This window comes from Nocardia sp. NBC_00881, from assembly GCF_045207455.1.
GTDB lineage: Bacteria > Actinomycetota > Actinomycetes > Mycobacteriales > Mycobacteriaceae > Nocardia.
Window position 1 is genome coordinate 4,163,285 of the sequence record NZ_CP108798.1, and the last position, 15,812, is coordinate 4,179,096.

At 66.5% G+C, this 15,812-nt stretch carries 18 protein-coding genes; 11 read left to right on the forward strand and 7 right to left on the reverse strand.

The window, feature by feature from the left end:
- The first annotated feature begins 78 nt into the window (after positions 1 to 78).
- From narH to OH799_RS17345, 5 genes are all read left to right on the forward strand, one after another.
- Positions 79 to 1,845, forward strand: a complete 1,767-nt coding sequence (narH, locus tag OH799_RS17325) for a nitrate reductase subunit beta (protein WP_406282202.1) — start codon at positions 79 to 81, stop codon at positions 1,843 to 1,845.
- Positions 1,842 to 2,522 carry a nitrate reductase molybdenum cofactor assembly chaperone gene (gene narJ, locus OH799_RS17330; protein ID WP_406281547.1) on the forward strand — a complete coding sequence of 227 codons (681 nt, stop codon included), beginning with the start codon at positions 1,842 to 1,844 and terminating at the stop codon, positions 2,520 to 2,522. Before narH ends, narJ begins: the two co-directional genes overlap by 4 nt.
- The gene (gene narI / locus OH799_RS17335; protein WP_406281550.1) at positions 2,519 to 3,277 is read left to right on the forward strand and encodes a respiratory nitrate reductase subunit gamma; all 759 of its coding nucleotides are present in this window, start codon (positions 2,519 to 2,521) and stop codon (positions 3,275 to 3,277) included. The genes narJ and narI overlap by 4 nt, the downstream gene beginning before the upstream one ends.
- A 226-nt stretch (positions 3,278 to 3,503) precedes the next feature.
- On the forward strand, positions 3,504 to 4,028 hold the full coding sequence (locus OH799_RS17340; protein WP_406281553.1) for a DMT family transporter: 525 nt from the start codon (positions 3,504 to 3,506) through the stop codon (positions 4,026 to 4,028).
- On the forward strand, positions 4,025 to 4,531 hold the full coding sequence (locus tag OH799_RS17345; RefSeq protein ID WP_406281557.1) for a DMT family transporter: 507 nt from the start codon (positions 4,025 to 4,027) through the stop codon (positions 4,529 to 4,531). The genes OH799_RS17340 and OH799_RS17345 overlap by 4 nt, the downstream gene beginning before the upstream one ends.
- Positions 4,532 to 4,676: 145 nt before the next feature.
- On the opposite strand, the gene OH799_RS17350 is transcribed toward OH799_RS17345, so the two are convergent.
- The 5 genes from OH799_RS17350 to OH799_RS17370 all read right to left on the reverse strand — a co-directional run bounded on the left by OH799_RS17350 (position 4,677) and on the right by OH799_RS17370 (position 7,493).
- A complete protein-coding gene (locus OH799_RS17350; protein ID WP_406281560.1) occupies positions 4,677 to 5,129 on the reverse strand; it encodes a VOC family protein in 453 nt (150 codons plus the stop codon).
- 152 nt (positions 5,130 to 5,281) lie between these two features.
- Positions 5,282 to 6,133 (reverse strand): class I SAM-dependent methyltransferase, encoded by an 852-nt coding sequence (locus OH799_RS17355; protein WP_406281563.1) that lies wholly within the window; start codon positions 6,131 to 6,133, stop codon positions 5,282 to 5,284.
- Positions 6,134 to 6,177: 44 nt separating this feature from the next.
- Positions 6,178 to 6,606: a PIN domain nuclease gene (locus OH799_RS17360; protein ID WP_406281566.1), complete on the reverse strand. Its 429-nt coding sequence runs from the start codon at positions 6,604 to 6,606 to the stop codon at positions 6,178 to 6,180.
- The gene (locus OH799_RS17365; protein WP_406281569.1) at positions 6,597 to 6,791 is read right to left on the reverse strand and encodes a type II toxin-antitoxin system VapB family antitoxin; all 195 of its coding nucleotides are present in this window, start codon (positions 6,789 to 6,791) and stop codon (positions 6,597 to 6,599) included. Before OH799_RS17365 ends, OH799_RS17360 begins: the two co-directional genes overlap by 10 nt.
- 255 nt (positions 6,792 to 7,046) lie before the next feature.
- Positions 7,047 to 7,493: a cupin domain-containing protein gene (locus OH799_RS17370; RefSeq protein WP_406281572.1), complete on the reverse strand. Its 447-nt coding sequence runs from the start codon at positions 7,491 to 7,493 to the stop codon at positions 7,047 to 7,049.
- 207 nt (positions 7,494 to 7,700) lie between these two features.
- On the opposite strand from OH799_RS17370, the gene OH799_RS17375 reads away from it, so the two are divergent.
- Positions 7,701 to 9,404, forward strand: a complete 1,704-nt coding sequence (locus tag OH799_RS17375; RefSeq protein ID WP_406282205.1) for a metallophosphoesterase — start codon at positions 7,701 to 7,703, stop codon at positions 9,402 to 9,404.
- Positions 9,405 to 9,410: 6 nt separating this feature from the next.
- Here the strand turns inward: OH799_RS17375 and OH799_RS17380 are convergent, their stop codons facing one another.
- Both OH799_RS17380 and OH799_RS17385 read right to left on the reverse strand, forming a co-directional pair.
- Positions 9,411 to 9,746 (reverse strand): TfoX/Sxy family protein, encoded by a 336-nt coding sequence (locus OH799_RS17380; protein ID WP_406281574.1) that lies wholly within the window; start codon positions 9,744 to 9,746, stop codon positions 9,411 to 9,413.
- Between the two features lie 74 nt (positions 9,747 to 9,820).
- Positions 9,821 to 10,732 carry an NAD-dependent epimerase gene (locus tag OH799_RS17385; RefSeq protein WP_406281577.1) on the reverse strand — a complete coding sequence of 304 codons (912 nt, stop codon included), beginning with the start codon at positions 10,730 to 10,732 and terminating at the stop codon, positions 9,821 to 9,823.
- Between the two features lie 138 nt (positions 10,733 to 10,870).
- On the opposite strand from OH799_RS17385, the gene OH799_RS17390 reads away from it, so the two are divergent.
- The 5 genes from OH799_RS17390 to OH799_RS17410 all read left to right on the forward strand — a co-directional run bounded on the left by OH799_RS17390 (position 10,871) and on the right by OH799_RS17410 (position 15,796).
- Complete coding sequence (locus OH799_RS17390; protein ID WP_406281580.1) at positions 10,871 to 11,875, forward strand: GlxA family transcriptional regulator; 1,005 nt, start codon at positions 10,871 to 10,873, stop codon at positions 11,873 to 11,875.
- Between the two features lie 557 nt (positions 11,876 to 12,432).
- Positions 12,433 to 12,753: a hypothetical protein gene (locus OH799_RS17395; RefSeq protein ID WP_406281583.1), complete on the forward strand. Its 321-nt coding sequence runs from the start codon at positions 12,433 to 12,435 to the stop codon at positions 12,751 to 12,753.
- Between the two features lie 41 nt (positions 12,754 to 12,794).
- Entirely contained in the window at positions 12,795 to 13,325 is a 531-nt protein-coding gene (locus tag OH799_RS17400) for a hypothetical protein (RefSeq protein ID WP_406281585.1), read from the forward strand.
- A gap of 648 nt (positions 13,326 to 13,973) precedes the next feature.
- Positions 13,974 to 14,504 carry a hypothetical protein gene (locus OH799_RS17405; RefSeq protein WP_406281588.1) on the forward strand — a complete coding sequence of 177 codons (531 nt, stop codon included), beginning with the start codon at positions 13,974 to 13,976 and terminating at the stop codon, positions 14,502 to 14,504.
- On the forward strand, positions 14,501 to 15,796 hold the full coding sequence (locus OH799_RS17410; RefSeq protein ID WP_406281591.1) for a flavin-dependent oxidoreductase: 1,296 nt from the start codon (positions 14,501 to 14,503) through the stop codon (positions 15,794 to 15,796). The genes OH799_RS17405 and OH799_RS17410 overlap by 4 nt, the downstream gene beginning before the upstream one ends.
- Positions 15,797 to 15,812: the final 16 nt, after the last annotated feature.

Here is a 15,812-nt window from a genome sequence, read left to right on the forward strand (position 1 = left end):
GTACTGACATGAGCCCGACGAGGCCACCACACTGCGTCCGTGAACGCTCGCAGAAAGTGGAGTACTGACATGCGAGTCATGGCACAGCTGGCCATGGTGATGAACCTGGACAAGTGTATCGGCTGCCACACTTGCAGCGTCACCTGCAAGCAGGCGTGGACCAACCGCGGCGGAACCGAGTACGTCTGGTTCAACAATGTGGAAACTCGCCCCGGACAGGGATATCCGCGCCGGTACCAGGATCAGGAGAAGTGGAAGGGCGGCTGGACGCTGAACAAGCGCGGCAAGCTCACTCTGAAGTCCGGCTCTCGGATCAAGCGGCTGCTCAATATATTCGCCAATCCGGACCTGCCCACGGTGGACGACTATTACGAGCCGTGGAGCTACGACTATGACAACCTGCTGTCCTCGCCGCCGATGGACACCACACCCGTCGCCCGCCCCAAATCGCTGATCACCGGGGCGGATACGAGTATCACCTGGGGCGCGAACTGGGACGACGACCTGGGCTCCGGTCCCGAGCAGGTCGGTAAGGATCCACTGCTGGCGAAGCTGTCCGACCAGGTGAAGCTGGAGTTCGAAGAGACCTTCATGTTCTACCTGCCACGCATCTGCGAGCATTGCCTCAACCCGTCGTGTGCGGCGTCGTGCCCGTCCGGCGCGATCTACAAGCGCGCCGAAGACGGCATCGTCCTGGTGGACCAGGACAAGTGCCGCGGCTGGCGGCAGTGCGTGTCGGGCTGCCCGTACAAGAAGATCTACTTCAACCACAAAACTGGCAAGGCGGAGAAGTGCACTTTCTGCTATCCGCGTGTGGAAGTCGGCATACCGACGGTGTGCTCGGAGACCTGTGTCGGGCGGCTCCGCTACATCGGTGTGCTGCTTTACGACGCTGACGCCGTATCGGAGGCCGCGTCGGTCACCGAGGACAAGGACCTGTATCCGGCGCAGCTCGGGGTGTTCCTCAACCCGCACGACCCGCGGGTGGTCGCCCAGGCCGAACGCGCCGGGATCTCCCCGGAGTGGATTCAGGCGGCCCAGGATTCGCCGGTCTACAAGCTGATCGTGGACTACCAGATCGCGCTGCCGCTGCACCCGGAGTACCGCACCATGCCGATGGTCTGGTATGTACCGCCGCTGTCACCGGTGGTCGACGTGCTCGCCGGGACCGGGCACGACGGCGAGAACGTGTCGAACCTGTTCGGCGCCATCGACGCGCTGCGCATCCCGGTGGAATACCTGGCCGAACTGTTCACCGCAGGCGATGTCGGGCCGGTGCGCGCTGCGCTGCAGCGCCTGGCGGCGATGCGCTCGTTCATGCGGTCGGTGAATCTCGGCGAGGAGCCCGATCCCGCCATCGCGCCGTCGGTGCGCCTCGAACCCGAAGAGATCGAGGCAATGTACCGACTGCTGGCCATCGCCAAGTACGAGCACCGCTACATCATCCCCACCGGCGCGGGAGCTCGTGCGCACGAATTGGATTCGCTCGCCACCGGGTGCAGTCTGGATACCGACGGCGGTCCAGGCATGACGGCATTCGACCAGATGGTGGACAAGTTCCACCTCACCGACACCAACGGTGCGGCGCCGCAGGAGAAGTCGTCGCGGGTAAACCTTCTGAATTGGGACGGCAAGAGCACCGAAGGCCTGGTGCCGACCAATGGCGCCGCGAATGGCACGAATAACGGAGCGCACGTCGACGACTCCGCGCGCGGCAAGACCAGCAAGGCACACGCCAACGGCTCCGCCGGCGGTGACACCGACGGAAGGCACACCACGGGCACGGACCGCAATGATGCCGTAGCTGGAGACCCGACCTCGGCGCCGAGCGGAGCCGGGCGATGAGCTTGCTGAAGTTGCGCCGCCGCCCCGAATCCGCGGTGCAACTCGCCCAGCGCGACCGCCAGCTGGTGTGGCGGATCGCCGCACTGCTGCTGGACTACCCGACCGAGCAGACGCTGGCCATGATCGACCAGTTGACCACTGCCGCGACCGGATTGCCGGATGTGATTCGCGAGCACTTGAGAGGGTGCCTCGATTACCTTCGGGTGACCGCGCCGTTGGAGCTGGCGGCCTCCTACGTCGAGACCTTCGACATGCGCCGCCGCGCCAGCCTGCACCTGACCTTCTACGCCTACGGCGACACCCGCAAGCGCGGAATGGCGCTGCTGCGGTTCAAGCACGCCTACCGGCACGCCGGTGTCGAACTCGGCGACGAAGAGCTGCCCGACCATCTGCCGGTGCTGCTGGAGTTCGCCGCCACCGTCGACCCGATCGGCGGTGAGCGGCTGCTCGGCGAGCACGTTCCCGTTCTGGAGCTGCTGCGGCTTTCGCTGTCCGACAACGGCTCTCCATACGCTGGGGTGCTCACCGCGGTCGGGGCGACATTGCCGCCGCCGACCACCGCCGACCGGCGGCGCATCGCCGAACTCGCCGCGCAGGGCCCGCCCGAGGAAGAGGTCGGGTTGGAACCCTTCGCGATGGACCCCGCCCTGTTCGACGGATCGGAAGGCCGACGATGAACGCAACGCCGCATCTGCCGACCGCGCTGTGGCTGATCCTGCCGTATATCGCGTTCACCTCGTTCGTACTCGGCCATCTGTGGCGCTACCGCAACGATCAGTTCGGCTGGACCACCCGCTCCTCACAGATCTACGAAGGCCGCCTGCTGCGCCTGGGTAGCCCGCTGTTCCACTTCGGCATGCTCGGCGTGATCGGTGGACACGTGCTCGGCGTGCTGATCCCGGAGTCGTGGACCGCCGCGGTCGGCATCTCCGAGCACGCTTACCACCTGATCGCCGTCTCGGCGGGCTCGGTGGCCGGCCTCGCCGTGCTCTCGGGCGTCGCCATCCTGGTCTACCGGCGAATCACCGTTCCCGCCGTCCGCAAGGCCACCACCGGCAACGACCGCCTGATGTACGTCCTGCTGGCCGCGGCGCTGATCACCGGCCTGCTGAACACCTGGGGCAGCAACCTGTTCTGGGGCACCTACAACTACCGCGAGACGGTCTCCCCCTGGTTCCGCAGCCTGTTCACGCTCGCCCCCGAACCCGAGCTCATGGTGGACACCCCCTGGACCTTCCAGGCGCACGGCCTGATCGTTCTCACGTTGATCGGCTTCTGGCCCTATACCCGGTTGGTGCACATGTTCAGCGCCCCAGTCGGCTATCTGGTACGGCCCTATGTGGTCTACCGCAGCAAGGAGTTCGACGCGCCGGACAAGCGCCGCTACGCCCGTGCCTGGGATGCGCCGGTGACACCGGAGCGCTGGCGTTGACGAATAGGTGAAGCACTGCCCGGCAACGGGATTCGCCGACGACGAACCCAGTACGGAATTATCTGCCGCTATTGACGGTGCCGTTATTTAACGGTACGTTGCACAGGTCGCGACAAGTGGTGTCGCTAGCAGACGGAGATATGGTTCCTCCTCCAGAGGGTCCGGTCGAGCCGCATCGCTGGTTCGTGATGGCGTTTACCCCCTGAACCGAAGGACGTGTCTCGTCGTGGCCGTCGTCAGCCTTGGGCTTGTATTTCTGTTCATCCTCGTGTCCGGTGGGCTGCGGTCCATCGAGGTCGGGTGCCAGAACACACAGAAGATCTATGTGCGGAACACGTGGCTGTGCGCGGTGTTCTCGTATGCCGTTGCACTGGCCGGGTTTTTGATTTTCCTGGCGGTGTCGCGGTTGGTCTCGGACTCGCCGCTACCGACCCTCGACGATGTGCGGCACATGCCGTGGTGGGCACCGTTCGGCGGCCTGATCGGCGGCGTGGCGGTGGTCGGCATGATCACCGTCGCCAAGTACGTCGGCGTGGCGACCTTCAACGCGGTCGTCATCGTGAGCGAAATGCTGGTCGCGCTGGTGATGGATGACCTAGGCCTGATGGGATTCGCCGCCAGAGAGATGACTCCGCCCCGCCTGTTGGCCGCCGGTTTGATCACGGCAGCGGTTTACCTGATGGCCAGCGACTCGACAAAGCAAGAACCCGCCCCCCGCACCGCTGAGCCGGCCGAAAGGGTTACCCGATGACGACGACCACCACAACCGAGACACGCATGACGCTGCCGCGCTGGGCGATGGTCCTGATCTTCGTGTTCATGCTGGTCGGCGGCGCGTTGCGGTCCGTGGAGGCCGGGTGCCAGAACACACTGAAGCTGGCACTGAAGAACGTGTGGCTGTGCGGGGTGATCTCCTATGCCGTCGCCCTCACCGGCGTCGGCGTGATTCTCGTTGTCTGGCTTATCATTTCGCGCCGTCGGGAGTGGCCGACCCGCGCCGACCTCGCGGCTATGCCCACATGGGCGCCCGTCGGCGGCCTCACCGGTGGCGCGGCGATCTTCGCGATGATCACCGTCGCTTCCAGCGTCGGAGTCGGCACGTTCAATGCCTTGATCATCGCCGGTCAGATGTTTCTCGCGGCAGCGATGGACCACTACGGAGTGATGGGATTCCCACGGCGTCGCATCAATTCCCGACGAGTCGCCGCGTGCGCCATGATCATCGTCGGCTCCTACCTGATGGCGAAATACTGAGACGCTTCGAATATGGGTGGCGTCGGAGTCGGGCACGGCTGGACAAGTCCGCGTTCGTCGACGAGGTGACGGCGGAACGCTGTCATCGACGACGCTGTCGCCCACTGGAAGACCCACCCGAACGGAGGGCGGGTCTTCCGGCATGTCAGGCGTTGTCGTAAGCGTCCCGGAGGACCTTGACGTCGAGCTTGGACATCGAGCGCAGGGCGGTGCCGACGGCCATGGTCTTGGCGGGATCGTCACCGCTCATCAGCTCCAGCAGCGCGGAGGGCACCACCTGCCAGAACAAGCCGTAGCGGTCGGTGAGCCAACCGCAAGGCCCCGGCAGACCCCCTTCGGTGAGGGCATCCCACAAGCGATCGACCTCGTCCTGGGTGTCCACGACGACCTGCAACGACGCCGCGTCGGTGAGCGGATGGTCCGGCCCGCCGTTCATGATCGTGATCGCCTGGCCGTCCAGGTCGAGCGAGACGATGAACGCCGAGTCATCGGAGTTGCGCGAGATATCGACCACCCGCGAATTCGGAATCACCGAGGCGTAGAAGTTGGCGGCTTCCTCGGCACCATTCTCGAACCAGAAGAAAGTATTGACCGACATGATGTGCTCCTTGTCGTGTACGACCTGCTGTCACCCCTTGGTCGGAGCCACCCACACCCATTCGACATAACTCTCGAACTTTTTCGAGATATTTTCCAGCCCCATCCGCCAACCGTTCCGCACCGACACTCGGAAGTCCACTGTCGACAACCCTAGGTGGTCGCCACGAGCAGCTCCTCCGAAGACGAGGGGCGCAGGCCATCGGCGCGGTCGGCGAAGTAGCGCCGGGTGAGGGCGGCCGCCGACACGTGCTCGGTGGCGGCGAAACCAGCTTGCCGGGCCGAGGCAGCGATCTCCGACGGGGTGAAGAAGCTGATGAACGGCGTGCCCGCTGCGCGCGCGGCGTCCTCGGTCCGCTCGCGTTGGGGCCGCTCGTCCGGTTCGACGAGCTCGAATGGCACGATGAACGTCATGGCCAGCGTGGTGCCCGGTGCCAGCGCGGCGAGGTGGCGTAGGGTCCCGGCGGTCGCGTCTTTCGTCAGATACATGGAGACGCCGGTGGAGACCACCACCGCGGGTCGTTCCGGATCGAACCCCGCCTCGACCAATCGGTCCCACCATCCGGTCTCGAAGTCCACCGGCACCAGTCGCAGCCACTCCGGGAGTCCGTAGCCGAGCTCGAGCAGGCGTTGGCGCTTCCATTCCTGCGGTCCGGGCTGATCGACCTCGAAAACCGTCAATTGCGCGGCGACTTCCGGTCGCCGCTGGGCGAAGGTGTCCAAACCTGCCCCGAGGATGACGTACTGGTCGACGCCGCGGGCCGCCTGCCGCACGACGAGATCTTCGATGAAGCGGGCACGGGCGACGACCGTGGCCCTCGAACGGCTGGTGGTCCGCAGGTCCATGTCGGGACGTTCGCGCCAGTCGTACCCGGGAGCCGCAAGCCGCAAGCCGACCTCGTCGTCGAGCACGTGCGGGGGTGGGTCGACCTGGACGTGCAAAGCCCGCCACAGTGCCACCCGCAGTGCAGTACTCTCCGGTGCCGCGGTCTGCTCGACCGGCATGATGGTCTCCTTCGTCTACGTCCGATGCCGTCTCGGAGGCTGGTTCAGCCGCCGGTGCCGCGAGGCACTATCCACTCGGTGGGCTGACCGGTCAGGTCGGCGATGATGTCGAAATCGTGGTCGTAGTGCAGCACGGTGAGGCCGGCCAGTTCCGCGGTCGCCGCGATGATCAGGTCAGGCAGCGGCCTGCGGTGCTGACCGCGCTGCGCGAGCTGGCGCTGAATGTCGAGAGCGCGCCGCATGGCGGCGTTGTCAGTCGCGATCCACGGCAGCGCCTCGAGCGCCGTGTCCACGCGCAGATAGTCGGAACTGTTCCGTGCCGAGTACAGCAACTCGAGGACGATGATCTCGCACACCGCGAGTCGCCCGGCCGCGATCTCCTCATCAAGCCGGCGGGCGGCCTCATCAGAGGTGTAGCGCTGGGCGTGAGCGCTCTTGTCGGCCAGGAACACCGGCTGTTCGGTCACTCCCATGCCCCGCGCATCGTGTCCGAATCCAGATCCAGCCGCACCGACCGCAGGGTTTCGACAGCTTGCGCCCGCCGACGCTCGGCCAACACGTGTTGCAACGCTCGGTTGACCGTCTCCGTCTTGCCAGTGGTGCCGAGCACCTTCGCCGCCTCGGCCCAATCGTCAGTGAGGTCGATCGTTGTGCGCATCTAAATCGCCTCCATCGTGATGCATCCGATACGTCCACAATGATATCGCCGATCTAGGGCATTTCGCATCATCGAGGACTGGTTGCACCGCGGACTATCCGAGCTGCGACCAAGACCGGCATGCGCGAACTGGCCGCCGAAGGCGAAGCAGCGCTGAACCCGCTCCCTACTGGCACCGGGCCGCAGCCCGTAGGGCACCGACCGACCTCTTCCTCGAGCCGCGCTCCGACGGCGGCGGGTCGGGCGCGACGTCGACTAAGCGCAGGACGGCGCCGGGGCATCCACGAACAGCGGCTTGCCGATGGGCGGGGCGTAGACCACGTCGAGAATCAGTGGTTCGGTGCCGAGGTTGCGGCCGATGTGGATGTTCCATTCGCCGGCGGGCTCGTAGATGAAATCGCCCATACGGTAGATGGGAGCGTCGCAATCGGGCCCAGGATGGGTGAGCGTGCCCGCGCGGACGAAGCCGAAGACGGGGCCGTCGTGGTAGTGCCAGCCGGTGGAACCGCCGGGGCCGATGGTGATTTCACGGACCACGACATCGGTGCCCGCGACAAAGGGCAGCAGTCCGGCGGGAATCTGCGCCTGACCGAGGGTGACCGCGGTGATGTCGGTGCCGGGCGTCGCGTGCGCGGTCGCCACCCCCGCCAGTGCGCCGACGAGCACGACCGCCGCGAACGCGGTACGGGTGAAGGTCGCCATCACGGCAGCCTAGCCACGGCGGCGCCGCACCGGACCCGTTATGCGAGCGAGAAATTGACCCAGCACCTGCCAATTCGCTCTATTTGTGCGAATTGTCCGGATCGTGCCCGCGATCGTAAACGTGTGCGGACACCGTTCATCCATTGTTCCCGCACACGGTGCGATGCCGAGTTGCCCAGACTGCCCGGTCCGTACAACATCAGCGGTATGCCGTCCACTCCGCTGAATCCAGCAGGCGACATTCCGGATACCGGAATTCCTGGCCGTCTCGCCGCCGATATGACCATGCCGGAACAACACGAATGGCACCGCGCCTACCTGCGCCGCCATCCGGTGTCCCGGCGCAATATCCTGCGTGGCGCCGCGGCGGCCGCGGCCGTCGCCACGGTCGGCGTCTCGCCGTTCGGCCGGCGTGCCTATGCCGAGGAAGCCCAACTCGCGGTGGGCGGACGACACGTCGGATACGGGTCCGATGCCGCGAGCCAGCTGCGCTTCGCGGGCCAGCTGTCGCGGCGCCCGGCGGGCGCCACGGTGTATCTCGACCACGGCCCCACGCCGGCGCTGGGCGCGACGGTCGAGGCCGAAGTGCGCGATCTGCTCACCCAGGTGCCCACCGCCGACGGCGGGGTCCTCGCCACGGAACAGTTCTATGTCCACGCTCCGGTGGACGGCCTACCCGGCCGGGTACCGCACTTCTACCGCTGGCGGACCTCCGACGGGTTCGTCGGCGACATCCGCACCGCCGCGCCCGCGATGCCGACCGGACGAGCGGGGGTCCTGCCGTTCCGCTTCACCATGATGGGTGACCAGGGCACCGACGGTACTCCGGCGCTGCCGGACGGCGTCGCGCCTGGCGACTACGACGACAAGTACTACAAGGCCGACAACGATCCGGCCGCACCGCATGCGAGCAATGTGCTGCGCCAGATCGCCGCGGCCCGACCGGATTTCCACATCCTGGCCGGCGACATCGCCTACGCCGACCCCTCCGGCGCGGGGAAGCCGGGTCAATTCGTCGCGCACGGAGCGCGACCGGCGAGCGGGTTCGACAAGTACAACCCCTACGTATGGGATGTCTACTTCGGCGCCATCGAGGTCAGCGCCGCGCAGACGCCGTGGCTGTTCACCACCGGCAACCACGACATGGAGGCGACCTACGGAGCACTCGGCTACGGAGGACATCTGGCGCGGCTCGACTTTCCCGGCAACGGCCCGGCGGGCTGTCCCTCGGCGTACTCGTTCACCTACGGCAACGTCGCGGTGCTCTCGCTGGACGCCAACGACGTCTCCTATGAGATCCGTGCCAACTCCGGCTACTCCGATGGCGCGCAGACCAGTTGGGCGCAGCGCGCGCTAGCCGCCTACCGCGCCGACCGCGACATCGATTTCATCGTCTGCTTCTTCCATCACTGCGCGTACTCGACCACCGAAGCGCACGCCAGCGACGGCGGTGTGCGCGACGCCTGGGTCGAGCTGTTCGACCGCTACCAGGTCGACTTGGTGCTGCAAGGTCACAACCACGTCTACGAGCGCACCGATCCGATCCGCGGCGGCAGCGCGACGAAGGTCGCGGGCGACAACGCGATCGTCTATCCGGAGACCGACGGCACCGTCTACTACACCGTCGGCGGGGGCGGGCGTCCCCGCTACGACTTCCAGCCGGATTCGCAAGAGTCCTTCCGCGGCAACGAGCTACCGGACACCACGGTGCCGAACAGTTACGTCTGGACGCCCGGCGGCGGCAAGCAAGAGGAGGCCGCACCATGGTCACGAGTTCGGTTCCGGAACTACTCGTTCCTGCGTGTCGATGTCCGCCCCGGCATCTTCGCCAGCGAGATGGACGTGGTCGCGGTGGACGAGTACGGCCGCGAGTTCGACCGGGTGACCTTCCGCCGCCAGGTCCGGCCCTGATCCGGGCTACTTCCTCTTGGGCGGGAGGGTCCGAGCGTAGGCGACGCCGCGCTCGACCCACTCCCGCAGCACCTCGTCGTCGTCGGCCGCCTCCGGGGCGACCCGGAGCCAGCCGACCATCTCGCGACCCCCCATGACCATGGGCTCGACCGAGTCGCCGACCAGCCGCTCTCCCTCGTCCGGGTCGACACGGACCATCAAGCCCCCTTTGCCGCTGGCCGCCACCGCCATGTTCCCACTGATCAGGAATGCCAGGCCGCCGAACATCTTCTGCTCGGTGAACTCGGGACCGGGCACGATCAGTTCGCGGATCCGCTCGGCCAGTTCCTCGTCGTATGCCATACCGGGATTGTCCGCTCCCGGTATGACAGATTCGCGGCTGAACGCCCAGCGCGGCGGCGAACAACGGCCAGGTATCAGGACGTGCGCGCCACCTCCCCGAACACCTCGTCCGGATCGGACGCCTTCAGGCCGAACGTCTCCCGGATGTCCGTGTCGTCGACGGTGAACGTCGCATGCGACATGTGATAGGTCTCGAACAATTCGGCCCAGAACGGGTCGGCGAGCCCGAGCATCGTCAGCTCGCGATCGGTCATCACCGCCAATCGCGGCGCGGGCGCACCTGTGGCCTCGGCGAACCGCTCGGCCAGCGCACGCGCCGTCGCGGTGATGGTCGGTGCGTGCCAGGCCCGACCCCACGCGCGCTCGTCGCGGGCCACCGCCACCAGGGCCGCGGCGGCGTCGCCGATCGCGGTGTAGGCGTGTGGCAGGTCGAGAGCCTGGGGCAGCAGCACGAGCTGCCCGGCCCGGATCTTGGGCTGGGCGAGCAGCGTGAACAACGAGAACGCGCCGGGGCCGATGAGCTGCCCCGCCCGCACTTCGGTGGCGCGCAGCCGCCCGGCCAGGTGCGCCTCCTCGGCCTCCCGCCACATCCTGGCCCGCACCATCCCCTTCGGGCCGGTGGCCGCCAGCGGTGACTGCTCGGTCAGCGGAGCGTCGGCGGGACCGTAGCCGTACAGGTTGCCCAGCATCACCAAATTCGCGCCGGATTGTTCCGCGGCCGTGCGAATGGACTCGAACAACGGCGGAACCTGTTCGGGCCAGGTGTGATAGGCGGGCATGGCCATGTTGAACACGGTGGCGGCGTGCTCGGCGAGCGCGGTCAGCGCCGCCGTGTTCAGCCCGTCCAGCGCGACCCGCTCGATGTTCGGGTGCTCGGGTCCCGCACCGCTGCGGCTGACCATCCGCACCCGGTCACCGGACTCGACCAGCAGCGTCGCGGTGGCCGATGCGGTGCCGCCCCGGCCGACGATGACATGCAAACGCATGTGAATTCCCTTCTAGCACAATAATATCCGCGCGACCGCTGGCTACATCGCCCGCTTGCCGATCGCGTGCGTTCAGCCTGCCGCCGAGCCGCCGGGTAGGCTAGTGGCCGAATTGCCAACTATCCCAAGGATCAGGCCATGCGCACTGTCGCCGTCGTCGCGGTACCCCCGGTAAAGGCATTCGACCTGGCCATGCCCGCGTCGCTACTCGGCGCGGCAGTGGTGGGCGACGCACCCGGCTACCGCATCATGGTCTGCACCGCCGTGCCCGGCGTGCTGTCCGCGGGGATCGGCGGATTCGACGTCGTGGTGTCACACGGACTCGACGCCATGGAGGAGGCGGATACCGTCGTCGTGCCGAGCACCGGAAGCCGCGGCAGCGCCGACGACACCACGCTGGCCGCGTTACGCAGCGCCTTCGACGACGGCAAGCGCGTCACCTCGATCTGCAGCGGCGCCTTCGTCTTGGCTCAGGCCGGCTTGCTGTCCGGCCGCACCGCAACCACGCACTGGGCCCTGGCTGACGAGTTGGCCGCGATGTTCCCGGACGTATCGGTGCGCACCGACGCGCTGTTCATCGAGGACGGCCCGGTCACGACCGCCGCGGGCGCAGCAGCCGGTATCGATTTGTGCCTGCACCTGATTCGCACCGACTACGGTGCGACGGTGGCGAACGCGGCCGCCCGCGCCGCCGTCGTGACCCCGGTGCGGCCCGGCGGGCAGGCCCAGTTCGTGGACGCCCCACTACCCCCGGAGAACGGACTGACCCTGGCGGCCACCCGCAACTGGGCGATGGAACGGCTGGACACGCCACTGTCGCTGGAGGACCTGGCCACTCATGCTCGGACCAGCGTCCGCACGCTGACCCGCCGTTTCCATGAGGAGACCGGTCTCAGTCCGCAGAAATGGCTACTGCACCAACGCCTCCAGCGTGCACGAGAGCTGCTGGAATCCACCTCGCTGCCGATGGATCAGGTGGCACGGCACAGCGGCATCGGCTCGGCGGAATCGCTACGCCAACACATGATCCGCCACGTCGGTGTGCCGCCGAGCAGCTACCGTGCGTCGTTCACACGTTCCCCCGCTGCCCCGCAGTCGGAATATCCTGTGTCTCGAACGGCGGTTCGCCGACGCCAACCGTGACGGCGACCGGGCTCCGCTCGCAAGGTTGCGGCCCTCCGGCGAGCTGTGCGGTCTCGGTGGCCAGCTCTTCGAGTTCGGCCCCGGTCATTGCTTCCGGCCGCGATCGGTGATGATCTGCCCCGATGACCGCATTGCACTATGCACCGTCCATGCCGCGCCCCACTGGTCACAAGCAGCTACCTGGTGCGCCCAAAGCTCCGCGCCCGATGATCAACGGTTCGGTGGCACACCGACTGTCGTTGCGCCGACGCCATCACCGCGCGCCACATCCTTGCTGTTCGATCGTCTTCGCGACCGTATGCGACTGGCGTCCCCCGCGCAGGAAGGCTGCCACTGCCCTCCTACCTACGGCCTACCGATGCCAGGACTGCTGGTAGTCGGCCATGCTCGTCTCGATTGACCGCTCCAGTCACCGAATCGGCACGGTCCGCGAGCCGACCGGTGACGATCTGCCAGAACATTGCGAGGTTGAGACGAATGGTGTTCTACACGCTGCGCGGGGTATTGGTGGGTTCGGGGTTGCAGACGGTGTCCATTCGGAGCAGGGGCGGCAACCGATGAGTGTGAATCTGTCGTCGGCACATGGCTACACCCGGCTGGATCTCGCCGGACATGGGTCGACCACGTGCGAGCAGCGGATGCAGGCCTCCGCTCGCGAACGTGGCTACCAACTCGCGGCCGTCTTCCGAGAACGGGAGCCGCTAGCCGCGACATTGCCGCAAGCATCCATAGATCTGATAGATGAGTGTCGCCGCGCAGAGGCACACATGGTGTTCACGGTATGTGGGCACCTGACCGGGATGGCGACCCCGCGTACGTGCCTGCTCGATGTGATGGCCGCTCGCGGCCTCGCACACGTATGTGAGTTACCGGCGTGATGACGCACCGAACTGCAACCGGCTCAGCACGGAGAGCGCTCATGTCGTTTGACGGCTCGGCAGAGTCTGTTCCTGCCGATCATGTCGCGGTGACCGAACGGGCGATCCGCCCGGATTCCGAACGGCTGATCAGGCTGCTGCGGGACAGCGATAGCGCAACCCGGACCCTCGCGGCCTGGACCGGCGGCCCGGTGCTGCTGGAGGTCGTAGACCGGCACGATGACCGGCTTTCCGCCACCGAGTTCGCCGACCTCGATCTTTGGCGGCCGGAACCGGTGCAGCGGCGGAAAATACGCTTGCTGGACAACCGCAATCGCGTGCTTTCGGAGGCGACGGCCATCGTCGTACTCGGCCGTGTGCCATACCGTACAGCCCTCGCACTCCGAGACGGCGACGTGCCATTGGGATTACTACTTGCTCCATTGCATCCCAAGCGACACACACTCAGCGTGGTACGCGGATCCGACGACCAGCCCGACAACCCACTGTTCGACATCACCGCCCGACTGGACGTAGGTGGCAGCCCGGTCGCGTTCGTGCGCGAGCGATACCTGCCAGAGGTGCTGCGGTGATGTGACAGGCGGGCATGGCCGAGTGCAACTTCGCGATCCGATAGTACCGACCGAAAAATGTTCGGATGCCGAACCCACTGGTCGATTCGGACCCGGATCAGCGAAATGATCCACCCGTGGACACACTTTCGCGCCGGCCACGTCGATGATCAACTCCACGCGCGTCGGGACATGCTGATACACCACCGGATACGTCACCCACGCCGGCAAATGCCGCCCGTACCGGATCAGCGCGGTCACCCCATCGGCACGGAAGCGGGTGACATGCACCACAATCACCGTGTCGTGCATGCCGGTGACCGAGAAAACCTGCGCCGCAATCGATCCTCTGACAGCGGCGTGGACATGTCAGTCGAGTTGTGGCCCCACGACCGTTCTAGCTCGACGATTCGGCCTTCATCTGGGCTTTCATCTCGAGAATCGACCGGCCCCGCGGGCCGATGCCACGAGCAACTGCTCCACGGTCGGCGCAGAATCGGAAACTTGCAAGCACACCAGTAGCCGGATCCACGATCAAGCCGCCACACCGCTCGAAGCGCAAGTCGCAAAGTTCAATGGTTACAATGCCTTTCGAGCGGTGCTGATCCTGGCCGGGGGGCGCAGCGTTCCTGCCCATTCAGCTACCAATGATTTCCCCGTGGAGCGCTCATGTCGTTTGACGGCTCGGCAGAGTCTGTTCCTGCCGATCATGTCGCGGTGACCGAACGGGCGATCCGCCCGGATTCCGAACGGCTGATCAGGCTGCTGCGGGACAGCGATAGCGCAACCCGGACCCTCGCGGCCTGGACCGGCGGCCCGGTGCTGCTGGAGGTCGTAGACCGGCACGATGACCGGCTTTCCGCCACCGAGTTCGCCGACCTCGATCTTTGGCGGCCGGAACCGGTGCAGCGGCGGAAAATACGCTTGCTGGACAACCGCAATCGCGTGCTTTCGGAGGCGACGGCCATCGTCGTACTCGGCCGTGTGCCATACCGTACAGCCCTCGCACTCCGAGACGGCGACGTGCCATTGGGATTACTACTTGCTCCATTGCATCCCAAGCGGCACACACTCAGCGTGGTACGCGGATCCGACGACCAGCCCGACAACCCACTGTTCGACATCACCGCCCGACTGGACGTAGGTGGCAGCCCGGTCGCGTTCGTGCGCGAGCGATACCTACCAGAGGTGCTCCTGTGATCAACGGGACCGACGCGGGCGTGCTGATCGCCGGCGCCGGGATCGCGGGGCTGACCACCGCGCTCAGCCTGCACGCCGCCGGCGTCGAATGCGTGGTGGTGGACAAGGCGCGGGAACTCACCACCGCGGGTGTCGGCATCAACCTGCTGCCGCATGCCGTGCGTGAATTGACCGAACTCGGTTTCGGCGACGAATTGGCCGCACTCGGCGTGCCCACCGCCGAGATGATTCATTACGACCGGTTCGGCAATCAGATCTGGTGTGAGCCGCGGGGAATCGCAGCGGGTTACCGGTGGCCGCAGTACTCCATTCACCGCGGCGAATTGCAGCTGATGCTTTTGCGTGCGGTGACCGAGCGGCTCGGCGTCGACGCGGTCCGGACCGGAGTGGCACTCAGCCGCTTCGCCGACACCGGGGACGGAGTGCGAGTGCACTTGCTCGACCGCCGTACCGGCGAGCTGGGGTCGTGGGATGGCGACGCGCTGATCGGCGCGGACGGGCTGCACTCGGCGGTTCGCGCTCACCTACATCCCGGCGAGGGCCCGCCGATCGGCTCAGGCATCCGGATGTGGCGGGGTACCGCGATACGCCAACCGTTCCTCAATGGACGGACCATGATCATGGCGGGGTGCAATACGGCGGCGAAGTTCGTTGCGTACCCGATTTCGCCGACTGTCGACGGTCTGGCGACCATCAATTGGGTGGCGGAAGTCCGTCGGCCCGATGAGGGGTTCGCCGCGGACTGGACGGCGCGGGGTCGGCTCGACGACGTGCTGCCGCACTTCGCCGACTGGCAGTTCGACTGGCTGGATGTGCCGGAGCTGATCCGGGGCGCCGATTCGATCTTGGAATATCCAATGGTGGACCGGGATCCCCTGGCCTACTGGGGTACCGACCGGGTCACCTTGGCCGGCGACGCGGCACATCCGATGTATCCGATCGGGTCGAACGGCGGATCACAGGCGATCCTGGACGCGCGCGTGCTGGCATATCACCTAGCGACCGCACTGGACACGCCGGCCGCGCTGGCCGGCTACGAGCGTGCGCGGCGGGAGACGGTCAACGCGATCGTGCTGGCCAACCGGGAATTGGGACCTGAGCGCATCTTGCGCATGGTGGCGCGGCGGGCCCCGCACGGATTCGCCCGGATCGACGACGTGCTGTCCGAACACGAACTCGCCGCGATCGGCGATGCCTACCGGAGCACCAGCAGCAGCGACGCGTCGACGCTGAACACCCGCGCTTCCTGGACTCCGCCGGCGCGCGCCGCGGACACCGCCGCGCTCACGTGACCATCTGCCGAGAAGG